Source organism: Pyxidicoccus sp. MSG2 (assembly GCF_026626705.1).
In the GTDB taxonomy this organism is placed as follows: domain Bacteria; phylum Myxococcota; class Myxococcia; order Myxococcales; family Myxococcaceae; genus Myxococcus.
Map to the genome: position 1 here is coordinate 8,230,001 of NZ_JAPNKC010000001.1, position 17,046 is coordinate 8,247,046.

The window sequence follows — 17,046 nt, forward strand, 5'->3', positions numbered from 1 at the left end:
TCGCCGTGATCACCTCGACTCCCGACACCCTCGACGCCCCCCGCCCGGAGCGCACGCAGCGGCTCCAGGCGGATGGGCCCCTGGCCCTCGTCACCCTCCTCTGGGGCGTCACCTTCGTGGTGGTGAAGGACGCACTGGGGCATGGGGACCCGTTCACCTTCCTCACGCTGCGCTTCCTCGTGGGCGCGGGCGTGCTGAGCGTATTGGCGGGGCGGCAGGTGCTGCGCCCCGTCAACCTGCGGCGGGGCGCGGTGCTGGGCGCCTTCCTCTTCGTGGGCTTCACGCTGCAGACGGTGGGGCTCACGCTCACCACGCCGTCGCGCTCGGCCTTCATCACCGGGATGAGCGTGGTGTTCGTCCCGCTGCTGTCGCTGGTGCTCTTCAAGCAGGTGCCGAAAGTCACGTCGCTGCTGGGGGTGGTGCTGGCCGCGGTGGGGCTCTACTTCCTCACGCGGCCGGACACCGGAAGCACCGGCGGGGAGGGCGGCGGGCTGGCGCTGGGCGACGTGATGACGCTGGGCTGCGCCGTGGCGTACGCGTTCCACATCACCCTCACGGAGCGGTACGCGCCGAAGGAGGGGGTGATGGGGCTGGTCGCGGTGCAACTCTGGGGCGTGGCGCTGCTGTCCGCGCTGTGCCTGCCCTTCGTGACGCGGCGGGTGGAGTGGAATCCATCCTTCGTGGCGGCGGTGCTGGTGTGCGGCGTGCTGGCCAGCGCCCTGGCCATCTGCGTGCAGACGTGGGGACAGGCGCGCACCTCGGCGGTGCGGGCGGCGGTCCTCTACTCCATGGAGCCGGTGTACGCCGCGGCCTGCTCGGTGGCGCTGGGCTACGAGGTGCTCGGCGCGCGCGAGTGGGCCGGGGGCGGGCTCATCCTCCTGGGCGTGCTGGTGTCCGACGTGGGCGCGGCGGCGTGGGGCTGGTGGCGCTCGCGCGCGGTGTAGTGGGCCTGCCTGGCGGCCGGCCGGGCGCGGTGGGCAAGAGTGAGGAGGGCCCGCGCCGCCAGGACGCGCTATACCTCTGGCCCTTCCCATGAGTGTGGAGCTGCGGCGAAACGGGATGCACCTGACGGGCACCCCCCTGTCCCTGGATGCGAAGCGGAAGTCTCCGCTGTGCTTCGTCAGCCATGGCCACTCGGACCACATCGCCCGGCACGAGCGCACCATCGCCACGGCGGCCACGCTGCGCTTCATGACGCACCGGCTGGGCCCGGTGAATGCGCCGCTCGCGGTGCCCTACCGTCAGCCCTTCGATTTGGGGCCGTTGGTGCTGGAGCTGCTGCCCGCGGGCCACATCCTCGGCAGCGCGCAGCTGCGGGTCATCCGCTCGGATGGGAAGCGCATCGTCTACACGGGTGACCTCAACGTCGCGCCCTCGCTCACCGCCGAGGCGACGGAGGTGGCCGAGTGCGACACGCTCGTCATCGAGTCCACCTTCGGCCACCCGCGCTACCGCTTCCCACCGCGCGCGGAGGTGCTGGGGCAGGTGGAGGAATGGATTCGCAAGCAGCTCGAGCGGGGCGCGGTGCCGGTGCTGCTCGGCTATCCGCTGGGCAAGAGCCAGGAGGCGATGAAGTACCTCGCCGGCCGGGGCTTCCCGCTGGTGGCGCATGCGTCCATCTACGAGGTGGCGCAGCTCTACGCGGAGCTGGGCGTGCCAATCGAGAACATGCGCCTCTTCAGCGGGAAGGTGGAGCCGGGCGAGGTGCTCTTCATTCCTCCGCACCAGGCGCGCGGCGGGGCGCTGTCAGCGCTGTGGCCCAGGGCCACGGCGGTGCTGACGGGCTGGGCGGTGGACCGGGGCGCGGCCTTTCGCTACGGCGCGGACGTGGCCTTCCCCCTGTCGGACCACGCGGACTTTCCCTCGCTGGTGTCCTACGCGAAGGCGACGGGCGCGAAGGAGGTCATCACCTGCCACGGCTTCGCGGAGGAGCTGGCGCAGGCGCTGCGGGACGCCGGCATCGACGCGCGCCCGCTCGGAGGGAAGCCGCAGCAGCTCACCCTGCTCTGACAGGGCGGACGTGCCGGGTTAGAAAAGCGCCATGGCCCGTACCCCGCAGCTGTCCGGACGTACCGTGCGTGTCCTCGTGTGCACCGAGAAGAAGAGCTTCGTCACCCGCGAGCTGGCGGAGACGAAGGTTTCCTTCGAGGGCATCGAGGGAGACAGGCACGCGGGGCTGACGCGGGCCGCGGACGTGCGCACGCCGTGGTTCCCCAAGGGCACCCCCATCCGCAACACGCGGCAGTTGTCGCTGGTGTCCACGGAGGAACTGGCCCAGGTGGCGCAGACGTTGGGCGTGCCGAAGGTGCTGGCCTCATGGCTGGGAGCCAACCTGGAAGTGGCGGGCGTGCCCACGCTGACGCAGCTCCCGCCGGGGACGCGGCTGTTCTTCCCCGGGGATGCGGTGCTCGCGGTGGAAGGGGAGAACGACCCCTGCACCGGCCCCGGGCGCGTGATTGAAGCGCACTACCCGGACATGCAGAAGCTCGCGAGCCGCTTCGTGAAGGCCGCGTGGCAGCGCCGGGGCCTCGTGGCCTGGGTGGAGCGCCCTGGCCTCCTCCGCGCGGGCGACGAGGTGCGGGTGATGCTGCCCCGGCCCGTGACGTACGTGCTGCCCGACGCAACGAGCCGGAAGGAACGGGAGGATTGACGCTGCTCGTTCATATGAAGCAGGAACGGCAGCAATCAATGCTCCGAGCCGAGCATGAATCTCTCGACGGCTTCAGCGCACGTGAGCACAGCGGTCGTGCTTCCGAATGCCGCCTGCCATCTGTCTCTTCTTGTCTTGATGGCATTGAACAGGGCTGATTGAAGCCCATTGTAGGGCGGCAGGAATTCAGTCGCTGTGTCCGAACCAGGGGGCTGCCCGATGAGCTTGATGAGGGCGGATGACTGGCTCCCCAGTGCGGAAATCATCTCGAGGAGTGCCTGATCAACTGTTCCGGGTTGGCAGAGGGCAAATCTGAACGAGAGCTCTCCATCGGGATCGAGCTCCAGTTCAATGATGTGTGAGCTGTCTCGGTACTCAAAGTAATCCCAGCCAGGACTGTCGCTGGAGAGGTGCCTGAACGGTGCGCGGTTGAGTGTCTTGTGGAGTTGGCTGATGTGGATCTTGTCTGGAACGGCGATGGCTCTGAAGGCTTCGAACCCCATGTTTTCTCCTAGAAGAGCCCAGGTGGGAGTGTCTCGCTCCAAGAGGCCGGGAGCGCGTCCTCGAAGTGGAACATTCGACTCGGCACTCGGCAGATGGCGTTTTCTGGGATTGGTATTCCTTGAATCTGTGCGGCAAGGAAACGGTGGTGGCCATCGATGATTCTGCCTTGCTCGTCGATGACGATCTTGCGTCCGCCATTCCAGTTCCACTTGGGACTTTTCATCTTTTCGATGAAGTTCTGTACCTTCTTGGCACTGGTCTCGTCAGCGCGTTGGGTGGGTTTGACTCCAGTGGCATCGAGCTTGTCGACAAGTTCCTTGTACTTATCGCCGCCCCCGCTCCCTTCTGTTTCGTTGGACATCATGAGGATGTCCAGCGCCTTGGCTCCCTTGCCGCCCGCGTCGACCACCATCACCCCGCCGACGGTCACCGAGGCAGCGCCGGCAAGCGCCAGGGGGATACCCAGCACGGCGGCGAGGCCACCCGTGGCGACGGTTCCCCCAGCGCCCCCTGTCATCGCACTCACGCCGCCGATGATGGCGCTGAGTCCCTGGTACAGCTCGTAGAGGCTCGCGGCGCCCATGCCCACTCCAAAGCCCAGGCGCCCCTCCCTCGACATGTTTTCGGGAAGCGGCAGCATGTACCCGAAAGGCAGGAGCCCCGCGCTGACTCCCATCGTCGTGCCGGCGAAGAACTGCGTGAGCCGATAGTACAGCAGGCTTGCCTCAATACTATCTGTCCCGGGGTCGTATCTGGGGGCACGCACGACGGTTTCATTGTTCTGCGCTGATCCCGAGCCACCCCAGCCCGAGTTGTCGGAACCCGTCTCTGGCGTAGCAGACGGAGTCGTGTGGAAGGGCACGTCGTAGCCAGGCATGTGCTCGAAGAAGCCGCCGCCCTGCCCGATGTCCGGTGACCGGGATGACGCGGGGGTTCCTCCCGCCATGTCTCGGGAGACCCATCCGCCGTACCAACTGTCGTAGTACCAGACGCGTTCCGTGGCGACGAAGCCGGACGGGTCCGTGAACCTCAACGGGTTGTTGAAGACATAGCTGTAGCGGTTGAAGGACTGGCTGAAGAGCGGGGCCTGGACGAAGGGGTCCGGGCTGAGGAAGTGGCCCAGCTGCGGGTCATACATGCGTCCGCGCATGTTGATGAGGCGCAGCTCGTCGTCATGCTCGTGCCCCGTGAAGCCGTTCCTCACCGTCCCGGACACCGCGGTCTGCGGTACCGTCAGGTCGTCCGGCCGGCGGCGCTGCCCGAAGGGCTCGTACTTCGAGCGGCCCACCACGGCGCCGGTGGCGTCCGTCACCGTCTCCACCGAGCCCAGGTGGTCCGGATGGAGGTACAGCCACTGCTCCTCCACCGTCGCCCCCACCTCCTTCCATTGCACCTGCGCCACGGAGCGTCTGGCACCCATCACCTGAAACATGTGCGTCACGGTGCCGTCCGGCGCCTTGCGCCGCTCGTACAGCCCGCCCAGGTACATCGTCACCGAGCCGTCCGAGCCCGTCTTCACCGTCCGGCGGTTGTGCGCGTCGTAGCGGAAGGACACCGTGAGGGCGCCATCCGTCACCGACGCGGGCAGGCGGAAGCCCGTGTACTGCACCTGCCGGCCCGGAGCCTCCACCTGGTTGCCGGCGTCGTCGTAGTGGTAGGTGCCCTCGCTCGAGCCCGTCACCGCGTGCGGCCCCGCCGTCCCCGCTCCGTAGGTGTACGTGCCGGCCACGCCCGTGCCCTGCGGCACCGTGCGCGACAACAGGTTGCCCAGGTCGTCGTAGCCGTACTCCAGCACCGACGTGCGGCAGGCCTGCGTCACCGTCCAGCGCGTCAGCCGGTCCAGCGCGTCGTAGGCGAAGTCCTCGGAGGTCTTCGACAACCGGTCGAACCGGCCGCGCAGGTTGCCGTTGGCCTCGTATGTGTAGGCCAGTCCCTGGATGGGGGTGCCGCCGGGCTGGAGCTTGGAGTCGATGAAGCGCAGCCGCCCCTGCACGTCGTAGAGACGCCGCGTCACCACGCCGTTGCCGTATGTCTCCTGGGCGAGCTGTCCCGACGGCGTGACGGCGTCCGCGCGCCAATACACCCTTCCGCTGGCGCCCGGCTCCTTCACCACGTTGAGCCGGCCGCTCCAGTCCGTGTATCCGTACTCCACCTTCAGCCTGTGGCCATTCACGTCCGGGTAGGTCACCTGCAAGGGACGCCCGTAGGTCGCGTCGTAGCTCTGCTCGAAGACATGGACCTGCGGCGCCGTGCCGCCCGGGCCGCCCACGCTCCAGGTCTCCGTGGAGGGCCGTCCCAGGGCGTCGAAGGTGTGGACCACGCTGATGTCGTCCAGCGTGGTGGTCGGGTCTCCCTTGCGCGTGCTGCCGGTCAGCCGCCCCAGCGAGTGGGCTCCCTGGTCCCACTGGAAGACGGACTCGCCATCCGGGCCGGTGAGGTGCACCACCCGGCCGAGCACGTCGGGCTCGTACACGGTGACATCGCCGTTGCCGTCCCGCGTCTCCACGACGTCGCCGAAGGCGTTGTAGCGCGTGATGTCCTCGCCCGAGTCGGGGTCCACCTGCCGCGTGCTGCGGCCCCACCGGTCGTACTCCATCACCACCGCGTTGCCGTCCTCGTCGAGGCTCCGGCGAAGCAGGCCGAAGGGCCCGTACTCATAGGTCGTCGCCACCACGACCCCCGGCTGCTTCTCGTCCTCGCTGCGCACCGTGCGGCCGTTCGCGTCCACCAGCAGCCGGCGGACGTTGCCCTTCTCGTCGACGGTGCGGGTCCAGATGCCCTCGGGCCTGCCCTCGTAGCTCGTGATGAGGGTGTTGCCGTCGGGCTTCGTCACCCGGACGGTGCGGCCCAGCAGGTCATACTGGTACGCCGTCGTCACCGGCCGCGTCCCGCCGCGCGGGTTGGGCGTGCGGACCTCCGCGAGCTGGCCCAGCCCGTTGTAGACCTGAGAGATGTCCACGAAGGCGTTCGTGTCGAAGCCGCGGCTGCGACTCGACACGGCCCGTCCCAGCCGGTCATACCCCGTCCACGTCTCCTGCCCGCCCGCCATCCTCGCGTGCACCTGGAAGACCTGCCCCGGAACGTCGTCGTGCGTGTAGCTCACCGTGGTGTCCGCGTCCGTGGGGCCGTCCTCTTTGCGCAGCCGGCCCCAGCCGTCGTACTTCCACTCCGTCCGCACGCCGTTCTCGTCCACGCTGGCGGCCAGCACGCCCAGGCCTGCGTGGTAGGCGTACTCCACGGTGTGGCCCGCGGCGTTCGTCATCCAGGCCGGGGTCGTCCGGTCCACCGGGTCATGTCCGTAGGTGGTGATGCGCGCCGGCAACCCGGGAGCCTCGCGCTTCACCTGGGACACCACCCCGTCCGCGTCCCGCACGAAGGTGGTGGTCAGCTCCGTCTGAGCCTCACCCGTCTCGATGATTTCCCTGTCGAGCAGCCCGGTGCCGGGGGCGTACTCGAGGCGCCGTGCGCGCGTGGTGGACACTCCGCCCACCGTGCTCTCTTCCTGGACGCGGGTGGGCAGGCCCACGAGCCACGTCGACGGGGTGTTGGAGTACGTGGCGCTCCAGCTCCCCTCGTCGCCGCCCAGGGTTTGCTGGGTCTTCGACAGCAGGTTCCCGTAGAGGTCGTCGTACTGCCAGGTCGTGTCCGTGGTGCGCGAGAAGCCGGAGGTGGTGGGGGCTCCCTGCGCATGGACGAGCTCCGTCTCCCGCGCAGTCGAGGGAAGGAGCGTCACCACCTTCGAGACTCCGTCCGTGCCCGGGCGCGTGGTGCTGCGGTACACCAGCGAGCGCTCGCGCACGGTGCGCCAGCCGTTGTCCACCAGTTCCATCGTCTCGTGGACCGGCTTCATGGCCCGGGGATAGTGGGTGCCCACCTTCGTCTGGTGGTCGTACTCGGTGCGCATGACAGCCCCCGTCTGCACGTCGGTGGTCACCACCGTCGCGAAGCCCAGCCACCCCCTGCCGGCGAGGTCCACCCGGCCGTCCTGGTAGAAGAACTGCTTCGCGCGCGCGGGCTGTCCCTCGCCCGCGTCCACCCGGTGCTCGGACACCACCCAGCGGCCCTTGCGGACGCACGCCCGCGACAGGCCGCACCCCGTGCCGGGCTGGTACACCGTGGCGTCGCTGAGCGTCTTGTAGAGGAACGTGGTGACGGCCCCCAGGCCGTCCTCGGCCCGCACCAGCAGCCCCGGCATGGGGCCCGTGCGCTTGTAGATGCGCAGCGTGCCGTTCACCACCTGGGCCATGTCCGTCATGCCGTCCCCATTCACGTCGAGCACCTGGGACAGGACGTAGCCCGCGGGGGTGGTCCTTCCCACCGGCATGGGGGGCACGTAGGGGCTCAAGCCGGTGTCCCGGGCGAGCAGCACCACGGGGCTCTGCAGCCCCGGCCGCGCGTCCATCAGCATCAGGTCCTCGCGTCCATCCAGGTCGTAGTCCAGGACGCGCACGCCATTGTCCTTCGACCAGTCGCTCGGCTTCGCGAAGTCCGGCAGGTTCTGCGCCACCGGCGCGGCGAAGCCGTTACCGGTGTTGAGCAGGATTTCGATGTCGCCACCGGCCAGGGGGGAGCGGAGGGCATCCGGCAGCCCGTCGCCGTTGACGTCCGCGAACACGTATACCTTCTCGTTGACGTCGGTGCGGACGAGCGTGGTCTCCTGCTTCGTGAAGACGCCGTTGCGCTTCTCCACGGCCCAGTAGCGCTGGCCCACCGGGGAGACGACCCCCGTCTTGTCGGTGATGAGCAGGCTCATCCGCCCGCTGGCATTCAGGTCCAGCGTGAAGCCGATGTTGTCGCTCCAGAGCGAGGCATTCACGGGCAGGAAGGACTGCAGGACTCCCCCCGCGTTGGGACGGTAGGAGAGTTGCGGCAGCCCCGTGGGCTGGTACAGCACCTGGAGGACCTCCACGGCTCCGTCTCCCTCCAGGTCCGCGAACCTCACGTCACCGGCTTCGCCTGTGCCCTGCTGCGCGAAGCCGCCGCTGCCGCCCAGGTAGTTGTTGAGCTGACGCGGAGGCGGTGGGCCGCAGCCGAACTTCTGCACGATGCTGACGTCGGTGCGGCCGTCCGCGTTGAGGTCGAACCAGCGGCCGTTCTCCCCCTCCATGGGGGAGGCGCACGTCACCGGAAGCGCCAGGTCCATGGGCGCGCCAACGCCCGTGCCCGACGGCAGGGTCTGCCGCACCACCCACTTGAAGAAGGCGGCGCCATTGGACGCGTCGTACGTGCCGGTCGCCTTGCGGTAGACTAGGTCGTCCCGCCCGTCGCCATCCACGTCCGCGGGTTGGAGAATCCAGATGTCGCGGTCGCTCGAGACGCCAGCATGGTCCGTCAGGTCGGTCGCACCGGTGTCGATTTCAGACAGGGTGAGGCCGGGCTGGGAATAGAGGAAGGCCAGAGGCCGCTTGCAGACCCCGCTCCCATCGCACTCGCTGACGGTCCTCAGCTCGCTGCTGCCATGGAAGGTGGCCTGGAAGTAGGTGAACACGTAGCTGCGCAGGAGGCCCGGTGCATCCGGCCGGGGCCCGTGCATCCTCAGCGCCTTGAGGCGCTTGCGGGTCCGGAGCTTGAAGCCGGAGACGAACTGCGTGCTCGCGTCCGGCCGGGCCTCGTACTCGAAGGAGACGAAGCGCTTCGGGGGCGCCCCGGCTCCCATCGACGAGCCCGTGTACTCCATACGCGTCAGCAGGTGCTCGTAGCCGGAATGGGCCGCGTCGTCCTCCACGGTGTAGTGCAGCGAGAGGAAGTTGCCGCTGCGGTCCTCCATCCGCGCGAGCGCCCACGCATAGCGGTGGGCCAGCCCGTCACGCGTCGTGCTGAAGTCCGTGTCGCCCGCGGGCGCGACGCGGATGCGCTCACCCGTGAAGGTGGAGCCGTTGAGCTGGCCGTAGGTGAGGACCTTGCCGTCCTTGAGGTAGACGCGGAAGAAGGCGGGTCCCATCGCGTCCGTGTCCAGGGAGACCACCTTGGCGAAGCTGTCCATCTCGGTGCGGTACTCGGTGCCGGCGGCGCCGTAGGCGCCCTGCACCGCCACCAGCCGCTGGCCGTCGAGGCAGAAGGCATCCGCCGCCGTGAAGGTGACGGGCTCCGCGGCGCCGTCCTGGACCACCGTCCTCCTGCACCGGGTGATGCGGGACGTGCCGGACAGGCTCCAGCCCATTCCCAGCGGTCCGTTGCCCCCATTGCCGACGTAGCGCAGTGACAGGTCCGGCTGGATGCTGGCGCGGCCCGCGGGCACCCACAGGGGAATCGTGTAGGTGGCCTGCCCGTCCGGACTCACGCCCGAGACGCTGTCGACGTTGCCCGCGGCGTATCCGCCCTCCGCGACCTCCGTCGGCAGGAGGACCTCCGCCGGGAGGGTGAGGGGCTGGCGCTGGACCCCGGGCGCCTGCTCCCGGGCCTTCTCCGGCGTGCCATCGCCCGGTCCACAGGCGCCGAAGACCCAGGCGGACACCACCGTCGCTACGAGCAGCTGCTTCATCGAACTTCCTCCAGATTTCCAAAAGGGCGCCCCGCGCCTTCGCGCGCGCCGGTGGGCACGAGTTCCAGCGAGACGGACGCGGCGCTTCAGTCCGCGGGGATGACGCAGGCAGGGCTGCTCTCGAGACGGCAGACGTCGCCCTCGTCGATGCCGTCGTCGCAGTCGTCGTCCTCGCCGTTGCAGGTCTCCGGCGGTCCCACACAGATGCCCCACCGGTTGTCGAGCCAGGCCCCTCCATTGCTGGCCCGCAGCTCACACACCTGGTGCACGCCAGGGCACGCTCCCACCGAGTTGCTGCAGGGCCGCGTCACACTGCCGAAGGCCCCGCCAGGGGCGTTGTCGACGATGCCATCCAGGTCGTCATCGCAGGAGTTGCAGACCTCCGGACCCGCCGTGGCGGGCTGGCAGGGACCGGAGCTGCCATCCGCGCGGCACTCCGCCGTCGAGCCGGGACAGTTGCTCGCCAGCTCCATGCAGGAGCGGCGCGTGCCCGCCTGGAACCGGCACACATATTGGCCACTGGCACAGGTCTCGATGCCGCCGCATCCCGCCTGACTGGTGCAGGCGTTGCGCGTCAGGCTCTCATCCACCAGCCCATCTCCGTCGTCATCGCAGTTGTTGCACGTCTCCGCGCCCACGTTGCACAGCGGCGCGGCGGAGCAGTTCGAGGCGCAGGCCCGGGTGCCGGACTTGTTGCCACAGCCCAGGCAGGCCGCGGTGCCCCCGCAGCCCGAGCAGGCCGTCCAGGCGCCGGAGATGCAGGTCCTCGTCCCCGCCTGGCTGCATGCGTTCGGGTTGCAGGACTCCGACAGGGGGACGATGTTGGAGCCGCTCCAGCTGTTGTCGATGGCGCCGTCCCCATTGTCGTCGCAGTTGTTGCAGAGCTCGGGGCCGACGTTGCAGCCGGTGACTTCACAGGACGCGGTGCAGGCCCCGACGCCCGCCCGGCCTCCGCACCCGGTGCAGGTCCCGGTGCCGGTGGCGTCGCAGCCTTCCGATTGATACCCGCCGCCGACGCAGACCTTCCTGGAGGTGCAGCCGTTGGCCATCGTGGTGGTGACGACTTCACCGTCCGTGCACCGGGCGGCCGCCTCGCGTGGCAGCAGCCCGAGGGCCAGGATGGAAAGGAGGACGACGGTCAGCGTCTGCGCTCGAGACATGGACGGGGCGCCTTCGTGAATGAGGCCATGGGCCGGATGGACGCCATCCGGAACCCGATGCGACTACCCGTACCAAGGCGGAGTGATGGGAGCGTGACGGCGCTCGACGCGTCCTTCCGCGGAGCCCTCGGCGTACCGGAGGCCGCCCTCCAGAAACACCACGGGGCCGCCAGGCCCGGGAAGCTCCCGAGCACAGCGGCCCCGCGGGGCACGTCCTTCACCGGTCCGTCAGACGTCCGGCGACTGGACGATGAGCTTCTCCTTGCCACACACGTCACAGCGCACGTGGACGAAGAGGTCGTCGTCGCTGTCCTCGGGCACCTCGCCCTCGGGCACGCCGAGCTCCGCCTTCGCCAGCGCCGGCACCTTCGCGGGGATGTCCTGGGCCTTCAGCGCCTGGACGAACGTCATCTCCCGGTCATGGCACTCGCGCGTCTCCGGGCCGTTCATCCAGGCCGGCTCCATGCCCTCCGGCAGCCGGCTCACCAGCTCCAGGTTGGACACGGACTCGGCCAGGTACGCCAGCCGCCGCAGTCGCGCCTCTTCCGGCAGCGCGGCGAAGACCTGGAAGCCCTCGAAGAGGGCGTTGCGGTCCTCGCCCGTGGCCGCCTGCGCCAGCTCCATCGCCGCGTCGCTCGACTCCAGCGCCTCGTCCCAGTTGTTCTCCGGGTTGAAGCCCGCCTCGAGCAGCGACGTGTAGAGCTGCGTGGCCGCCAGCCGGCGCCGCGCCTCCTGCAGGTGCTCCACCACCTCGTGCGTCAGCCGGAGCTCCAGGAGCGCGCCCGTGGTGCGCGGGTCGATGGAGCCGGTCAGGTCATCCACCTGGACCTCCTCCAGCAGCCCGCCCTTCAGCACCTGCGCCGCGGAGAAGCGGGCCAGCGGCACCACGCCCACCTCGCGCAGGTACATGGCCGCGACGGCCGCGTCCTTGGCGCCCATCCGCAGCGCCTTCTGCGCGCGCTCCACCACGCCCGGGTCCGCGGCGGGCTTCTTGTTCTCCAGCCGCGTCTTCACCGCCTCGCGGTAGAGCGTCTCCAGCGAGCTGCCCGGCGGCAGCCGCTGCGGCAGCAGCGGGCGCAGGCCCGGCACGTCCAGCACCCACAGCGGGGGCATGGCCATGCGCTTGAGCGCGCGGAAGAAGAGCGAGCCCGGCGGGTCCTGCGGGCGGAAGGGCGGCAGCTCGTCGCCGCTCGGCTCGCCCTGCATCATCGCGGCGGCCTGCTGGCCCAGCGCCTTCTCGCGCTGCTCGCGGGTGAACGCGGTGATGCCCTGGGCCGGGGGCGGCGGGGGAGGCGGGGCCTCCTCGCCGTCCAGACCGACGACGCGGTCCATGTCCACGTCGTCCATCTCCACGTCGTCCAGGCCTCGGGCGCCCGTGAAGTCGCAGCGCAGGAGCTTCAACTTCTCGAAGGTGGCCCCCTCCAGGTTGGCCCCCCGGAAGTCGCAGTCCTGGAGCCGCCCGCCGTGGAAGTAGGCATTGGACAGGTCCGCGTCCCGGAAGTTGACCTTGGAGAGGTCACACCGCTCCCATTCGGAGCCGATGAGGCCCAGGCCGGACAGGTCCGTGTTGGCGGAGAACAGTTGGGTAAAGGTTGCGCCGGTATGGTCGGTTGAGACTTGGCCGGACTTGCGCATCCGGTTCCATTCCGCCGAACCACTCTGAAGAAGCTTCTCGATACTCGGGGCTTTCGCCATGGACCCGGGATTATTCGTATGGTCTGGTCGCGGCGCCAGCACAAATGATCGAGTACCGAATCGAAGCCGACACCGCCGGGATGCGGCTGGACAAGCTCCTGCGCAAGCGGCTCCCCAATGTTCCGGTGAGCCACCTCTTCAAGATGATTCGCACCAAAAAGGTGCGGGTGAATGGAAAGCGCGCCCAGCCTGAGCAGTTGCTAGCCGAGGGAGACGTGCTCACCATCCGCGGCGACGAGCAGCAGCTCACGGCCGACGACCGTCCGAAATCGGACCGTCCAAAGCCCCCGCCCCCGCCGGTGGACCCCAGCCGGCTGGTCATCTTGAAGGAGGACGACTGGCTCATGGCCGTGGACAAGCCCAGTGGCATGGCCGTCCATACCGGCAGCGGCATCACCGGCGGAACGCTGGTGGACTACGTGCGCGCCTACCTGGGCCCCAAGGCCGTCCGCAACGACTTCACCGCCTCTCCGGCCCACCGGTTGGACCGGGAGACCTCCGGCGTCATCCTGGTGGCCAAGCGCCGCCCGGCGATGGTGCACTTCACCGAGGTCTTCACCCACGGCCTGTCCAAGAAGCGCTACCTCACCCTGGTGAAGGGAAAGATGCCCAAGGACTCGGGCGTCATCGACCTGCCCCTGTCGGAGCACCAGCAGACGGCCGAGTCCAAGGCCCGTCGTGGGGTGAACATGCAGGAGGCCCTCACCCGGTGGAAGGTCGTCAAGCAGTCGGGCGACGCAGCGCTCCTGTCCTGCTCCATCGAGACGGGGCGCACCCATCAGATAAGAAGGCATCTGGCCGCCATCGGACATCCGGTGGCGGGTGACAAGAAGTACGGAGACTTCGCCTTCAACCGCGACGTGCGGGCGCGCTGGGGGCTGAAACGTCTGTTCCTGCACGCCGAGCGCATTGAATTTCCGCACCCCGAAGGCGGTGTGAAGGTGGCCGTGGAGGCCCCCCTCCCACCGGAATTGAGGGACGTGCTCAAGCGGGCCGCACTGGTGCCCTGAAGCCCGCAAGGTTCCGAAACGCGTATGGCCGACCCCAAGACGACTGACCGCAGCCGCTCGAAGCTGGTGCTCGACGGCGTTCCCCCCGGGCGCTGGTGGAAGTTCCTCCTCAAGGCCGCCGGGTGGCTGGCACTGACGGGGGCCACCGCCGCCGTGTTGGCCGTGACGGCGGTGTACTACGTGTACTCGGACGGGCTGCCCGCCATCCCCAAGGTGGACGAGTACTGGCCGCCCATCGTCACCGAGGTCTACACCGACGACGCGGTGCTGGCCGGCGAGTTCTACAACGAGCGCCGCAAGGTGGTTCCGTACGAGCGCATTCCGAAGCGGCTCGTCCAGGCCTTCATCGCCAGCGAGGACTCCAGCTTCTTCGACCACTTCGGCGTGGACGTGCTGGGCACCGCGCGCGCCGGCTTCAAGACGGTGACCGCCAAGCTGGGGCTGCGCGCCGGCGGCGTGCAGGGCGGCTCCACCCTCACGCAGCAGACGGCGAAGGCCGTCCTCATCTCCGCGGAGGGCTACAAGTCCGCCACCGCGAAGACGCTCACCCGCAAGGTGCGCGAGGCCATCCTCGCCCTGCGGTTGGAGCAGTCGCTGACGAAGGAGGAGATTCTCTACCTCTACCTCAACAACGTCTTCCTCGGGCACCACAGCTACGGCGTGCAGAGCGCGGCGGAGAACTACTACCGCAAGGACGTGCGGGATTTGACGCTGGGGGAGATGACCCTCATCGCCGGCCTGCCGCAGGCGCCCAGCCGCTACTCGCCGTTCCTGCGTCCCGAGTCCGCCCGCAAGCGTCGCTCCTACGTGCTGCGCCGCATGCTGGACGAGGGCATGATTTCGCAGGCCGAGCACGACACGGCCAACGCCGAGCCGGTGAAGGTGTTCCCGGTGGAGGACGTCTTCCACGAGTTCGCGCCGTACTTCGTGGAGCAGGTCCGCAAGGACGTGGTGGACCGGTACGGCAACCCCGTGCTGCTCAAGGACGGCCTCAAGATCTTCACCACCATGGACAGCGAGCGCCAGCGCGCCGCGCAGGACGCGGTGCTGGACGGCCTGCTCTCCGTGGACAAGCGCCAGGGCTGGCGCGGGCCGGTGCAGCAGCTCGCGTCTCCCGCGGCCATCACCTCCTTCCTGGAGGGCGCGAAGAAGTCCATGGGCAAGCAGGAGCTGGTGGACAACCGGCTCTATGTCGCCGTCGTCACCTCGGTGGACGGGGACGGCAAGGGCGCGGACGTGCAGGTGGGCCCGCACACCGGCCGGCTGCCGCTGCTGGGCATGCGCTGGGCGCGCAAGGTGAACCCCGAGGGCTACTACCCGGCGATGATGATTACGTCGGTGAAGAAGGCCATCACCGTGGGCGACGTCATCGTGGTGCGCCACGTGACGAAGAAGGACCTCACCGACGACAAGGAGCAGTGGGACAAGAAGCTGGCCGAGGAGATTCCGGAGGAGGGCGTGAAGCTCTTCCGCCTGGAGCAGACGCCCGAGGCGCAGAGCGCGCTCGTCTCCATCGACCCCCACCGCCAGTACCTCACCGCCATGGTGGGCGGGTACGACTTCGACGACAACGAGTTCAACCGCGCGTTCCAGGCCTGCCGCCAGCCGGGCAGCTCCTTCAAGCCCTTCGTCTACTCGGCGGCGCTGGAGCAGCTCAACTGGACGGAAGCCACCGTCATCGTCGACTCGCCGATTGTGGAGCACGACCCGGACAACAAGGTGTCGTGGAAGCCGGAGAACTACAGCGAGGAATTCGTCGGTGACGTGCTGTTGCGCACCGCGCTCGTCAACTCGATGAACATCCCCGCGGTGAAGACGTTCGCCGCGGTGGGCGTGAAGAACATGGCCGCGTGGAGCCAGAAGCTCGGCCTCACCACGCCCATGAACATGGACTTCTCCGCCGCGCTCGGCTCGTCGTGCGTGTACCCGTTCGACCTGGCCAACGCGTACGCCACCTTCAACCGCTACGGCCGCAAGAAGCCCACGTACTTCATCCGCAAGGTGGAGGACCGCTGGGGCCGCACGCTGGAGGACCACACCGCCTTCGACGACCCGTGGGCGCCCTTGCAGGACCGCGTGGCCGCCGGCTACGCGCGCCTCTTCGAGCCCGGCGAGCAGGTGATGGCCCCCGAGACGGGCTTCATCCTCACGCACCTGTTGCGCGGCGTGGTGCTCCAGGGCACCGGCGGTCCGGCCACCCGGCTGGGCAAGCCCGCCGCGGGCAAGACGGGCACCACCAACGACTCCTTCGACGCGTGGTTCGCCGCCTATACGAGAGACCTCGTGACGGTGGCGTGGGTGGGCTACGACCTGAACCCGCACCCGCTGGGCCGCTACGAGACGGGCGGCCGCGCGGCGCTGCCCATCTGGCTCAACTACATGAAGCGCGCGCTGGAGGGCCGGCCCCAGTCCGAGTTCTTCCCGTGGCAGTCCATGGACCTGGTGCGGCTCTACATCGACAAGAAGACCGGCAAGATTGCCTCGCCGGGCGCCAAGGGCTCGGAGTTGATGTTCTTCAAGAAGGGCACCGAGCCCAAGGACGCCGTGCCCGACAAGAACCAGGTCGACGTGGACCAGTTCATGATGGGCGCGCAGTAACGCCGACTCGAAGCTGAATCACAGAGGCCCCGCGGCCCCTCACCTGGAGGGCGCGGGGCCTTCGTGTTTCACCGGCTCAGCGCTTCGCGCCGTCGCGGAAGCGGCGCGCGGGCTCCAGGTGGCGCTCCAGCGCGTCGCGCAGCGAAGCGGCGTCCGGGCCCGCCTCCAGCACGGAGCGCGTGGCGGTGGGCACCACCTGCAGCTCGCGCCCGGTGAACAGGCGCTTCAAGTCGTCGAAGCCCGCGCCCTGCGCGCCGATGCCGGGCGTGAGCATCAGCGTCCCGCCGAGCCGCTCCACGACGCCCCTGTCGCTGTCGGGGAGGGTGGCGCCCATGACGGCGCCCACCACCGGCGGCGCGCCCGGGCCGGGCTGCTCGTTCACCTCGCGGATGCCGTCGGCCAGGGCCTCCGCCACGGTGCGGCCGTCGGCGCCGGTGGCCGTCTGGAGCGACGTGCCCTCCGGGTTGGACGAGCGCACCACGATGAAGGCGAAGGCGCTGGCCGCGCGTGCCAGCTCAAGCGTCTTCACCAGGGCGCCGAAGCCCAGGTACGCGGAGAACGTGGCGGCGTCCGCCTGATACGCGCTGTTCGGGCCGAAGAGGCTCTGCGCATATGCGTCCATGGTGGAGCCGATGTCCCCGCGCTTCACGTCCAGCAACGTGAGCGCGCCCTGCTGCTTGAAGCGCTTCATCACGTGCTGGAGCACCTTCAGGCCGTCCGGGCCGTGCCGCTCGAAGAAGGCGCTCTGCGGCTTCACCAGCGCCACCCTGTCACCGGCGGCGTCGGCCAGGCGGTCGCAGAAGTCGCGCAGGCCCTGGGCGGTGTCGGGCAGCCCCCAGCGGGTGAGCAAGTCCTTCGACGGGTCGATGCCGAGGCAGAACGGCGAGCGCTGGTCGGCGAGGGCGTGGAAGTTGTGGGAGAAGGACGGGGGGAGCGTGGTCACCGGTC

The 17,046-nt window shown here is 69.0% G+C and carries 10 protein-coding genes; 5 read left to right on the top strand and 5 right to left on the bottom strand.

Annotation, left to right across the window (positions count from 1 at the left end):
* Positions 1-5 precede the first annotated feature (5 nt).
* The 3 genes from OV427_RS32355 to OV427_RS32365 all read left to right on the top strand — a co-directional run bounded on the left by OV427_RS32355 (position 6) and on the right by OV427_RS32365 (position 2,650).
* On the top strand, positions 6-944 hold the full coding sequence (locus OV427_RS32355; protein WP_267860066.1) for a DMT family transporter: 939 nt from the start codon (positions 6-8) through the stop codon (positions 942-944).
* A gap of 88 nt (positions 945-1,032) precedes the next feature.
* Positions 1,033-2,010 carry an MBL fold metallo-hydrolase gene (locus tag OV427_RS32360; protein ID WP_267860067.1) on the top strand — a complete coding sequence of 326 codons (978 nt, stop codon included), beginning with the start codon at positions 1,033-1,035 and terminating at the stop codon, positions 2,008-2,010.
* 31 nt (positions 2,011-2,041) lie between these two features.
* Positions 2,042-2,650 carry an MOSC domain-containing protein gene (locus tag OV427_RS32365; protein ID WP_267860068.1) on the top strand — a complete coding sequence of 203 codons (609 nt, stop codon included), beginning with the start codon at positions 2,042-2,044 and terminating at the stop codon, positions 2,648-2,650.
* Positions 2,651-2,685: 35 nt separating this feature from the next.
* Here OV427_RS32365 and OV427_RS32370 read toward each other — a convergent pair whose 3' ends face one another.
* The 4 genes from OV427_RS32370 to OV427_RS32385 all read right to left on the bottom strand — a co-directional run bounded on the left by OV427_RS32370 (position 2,686) and on the right by OV427_RS32385 (position 12,490).
* A complete protein-coding gene (locus OV427_RS32370) occupies positions 2,686-3,153 on the bottom strand; it encodes a hypothetical protein (protein ID WP_267860069.1) in 468 nt (155 codons plus the stop codon).
* An 8-nt stretch (positions 3,154-3,161) separates the two neighbouring features.
* A complete protein-coding gene (locus tag OV427_RS32375; protein WP_267860070.1) occupies positions 3,162-9,635 on the bottom strand; it encodes an RHS repeat-associated core domain-containing protein in 6,474 nt (2,157 codons plus the stop codon).
* A gap of 86 nt (positions 9,636-9,721) precedes the next feature.
* A complete protein-coding gene (locus OV427_RS32380; RefSeq protein WP_267860071.1) occupies positions 9,722-10,795 on the bottom strand; it encodes a hypothetical protein in 1,074 nt (357 codons plus the stop codon).
* 228 nt (positions 10,796-11,023) lie between these two features.
* Positions 11,024-12,490 carry a pentapeptide repeat-containing protein gene (locus OV427_RS32385; protein WP_267860072.1) on the bottom strand — a complete coding sequence of 489 codons (1,467 nt, stop codon included), beginning with the start codon at positions 12,488-12,490 and terminating at the stop codon, positions 11,024-11,026.
* Positions 12,491-12,534: 44 nt separating this feature from the next.
* Between OV427_RS32385 and OV427_RS32390 the strand changes: the two genes are divergently transcribed.
* Positions 12,535-13,500, top strand: coding sequence for an RluA family pseudouridine synthase (locus OV427_RS32390; RefSeq protein WP_267860073.1), 966 nt, complete (start codon positions 12,535-12,537; stop codon positions 13,498-13,500).
* Between the two features lie 24 nt (positions 13,501-13,524).
* Positions 13,525-16,098, top strand: coding sequence for a penicillin-binding protein 1A (locus OV427_RS32395; RefSeq protein WP_267860074.1), 2,574 nt, complete (start codon positions 13,525-13,527; stop codon positions 16,096-16,098).
* A 76-nt stretch (positions 16,099-16,174) separates the two neighbouring features.
* Here OV427_RS32395 and pyrF read toward each other — a convergent pair whose 3' ends face one another.
* Positions 16,175-17,041, bottom strand: a complete 867-nt coding sequence (pyrF, locus tag OV427_RS32400; RefSeq protein ID WP_267860075.1) for an orotidine-5'-phosphate decarboxylase — start codon at positions 17,039-17,041, stop codon at positions 16,175-16,177.
* Positions 17,042-17,046: the final 5 nt, after the last annotated feature.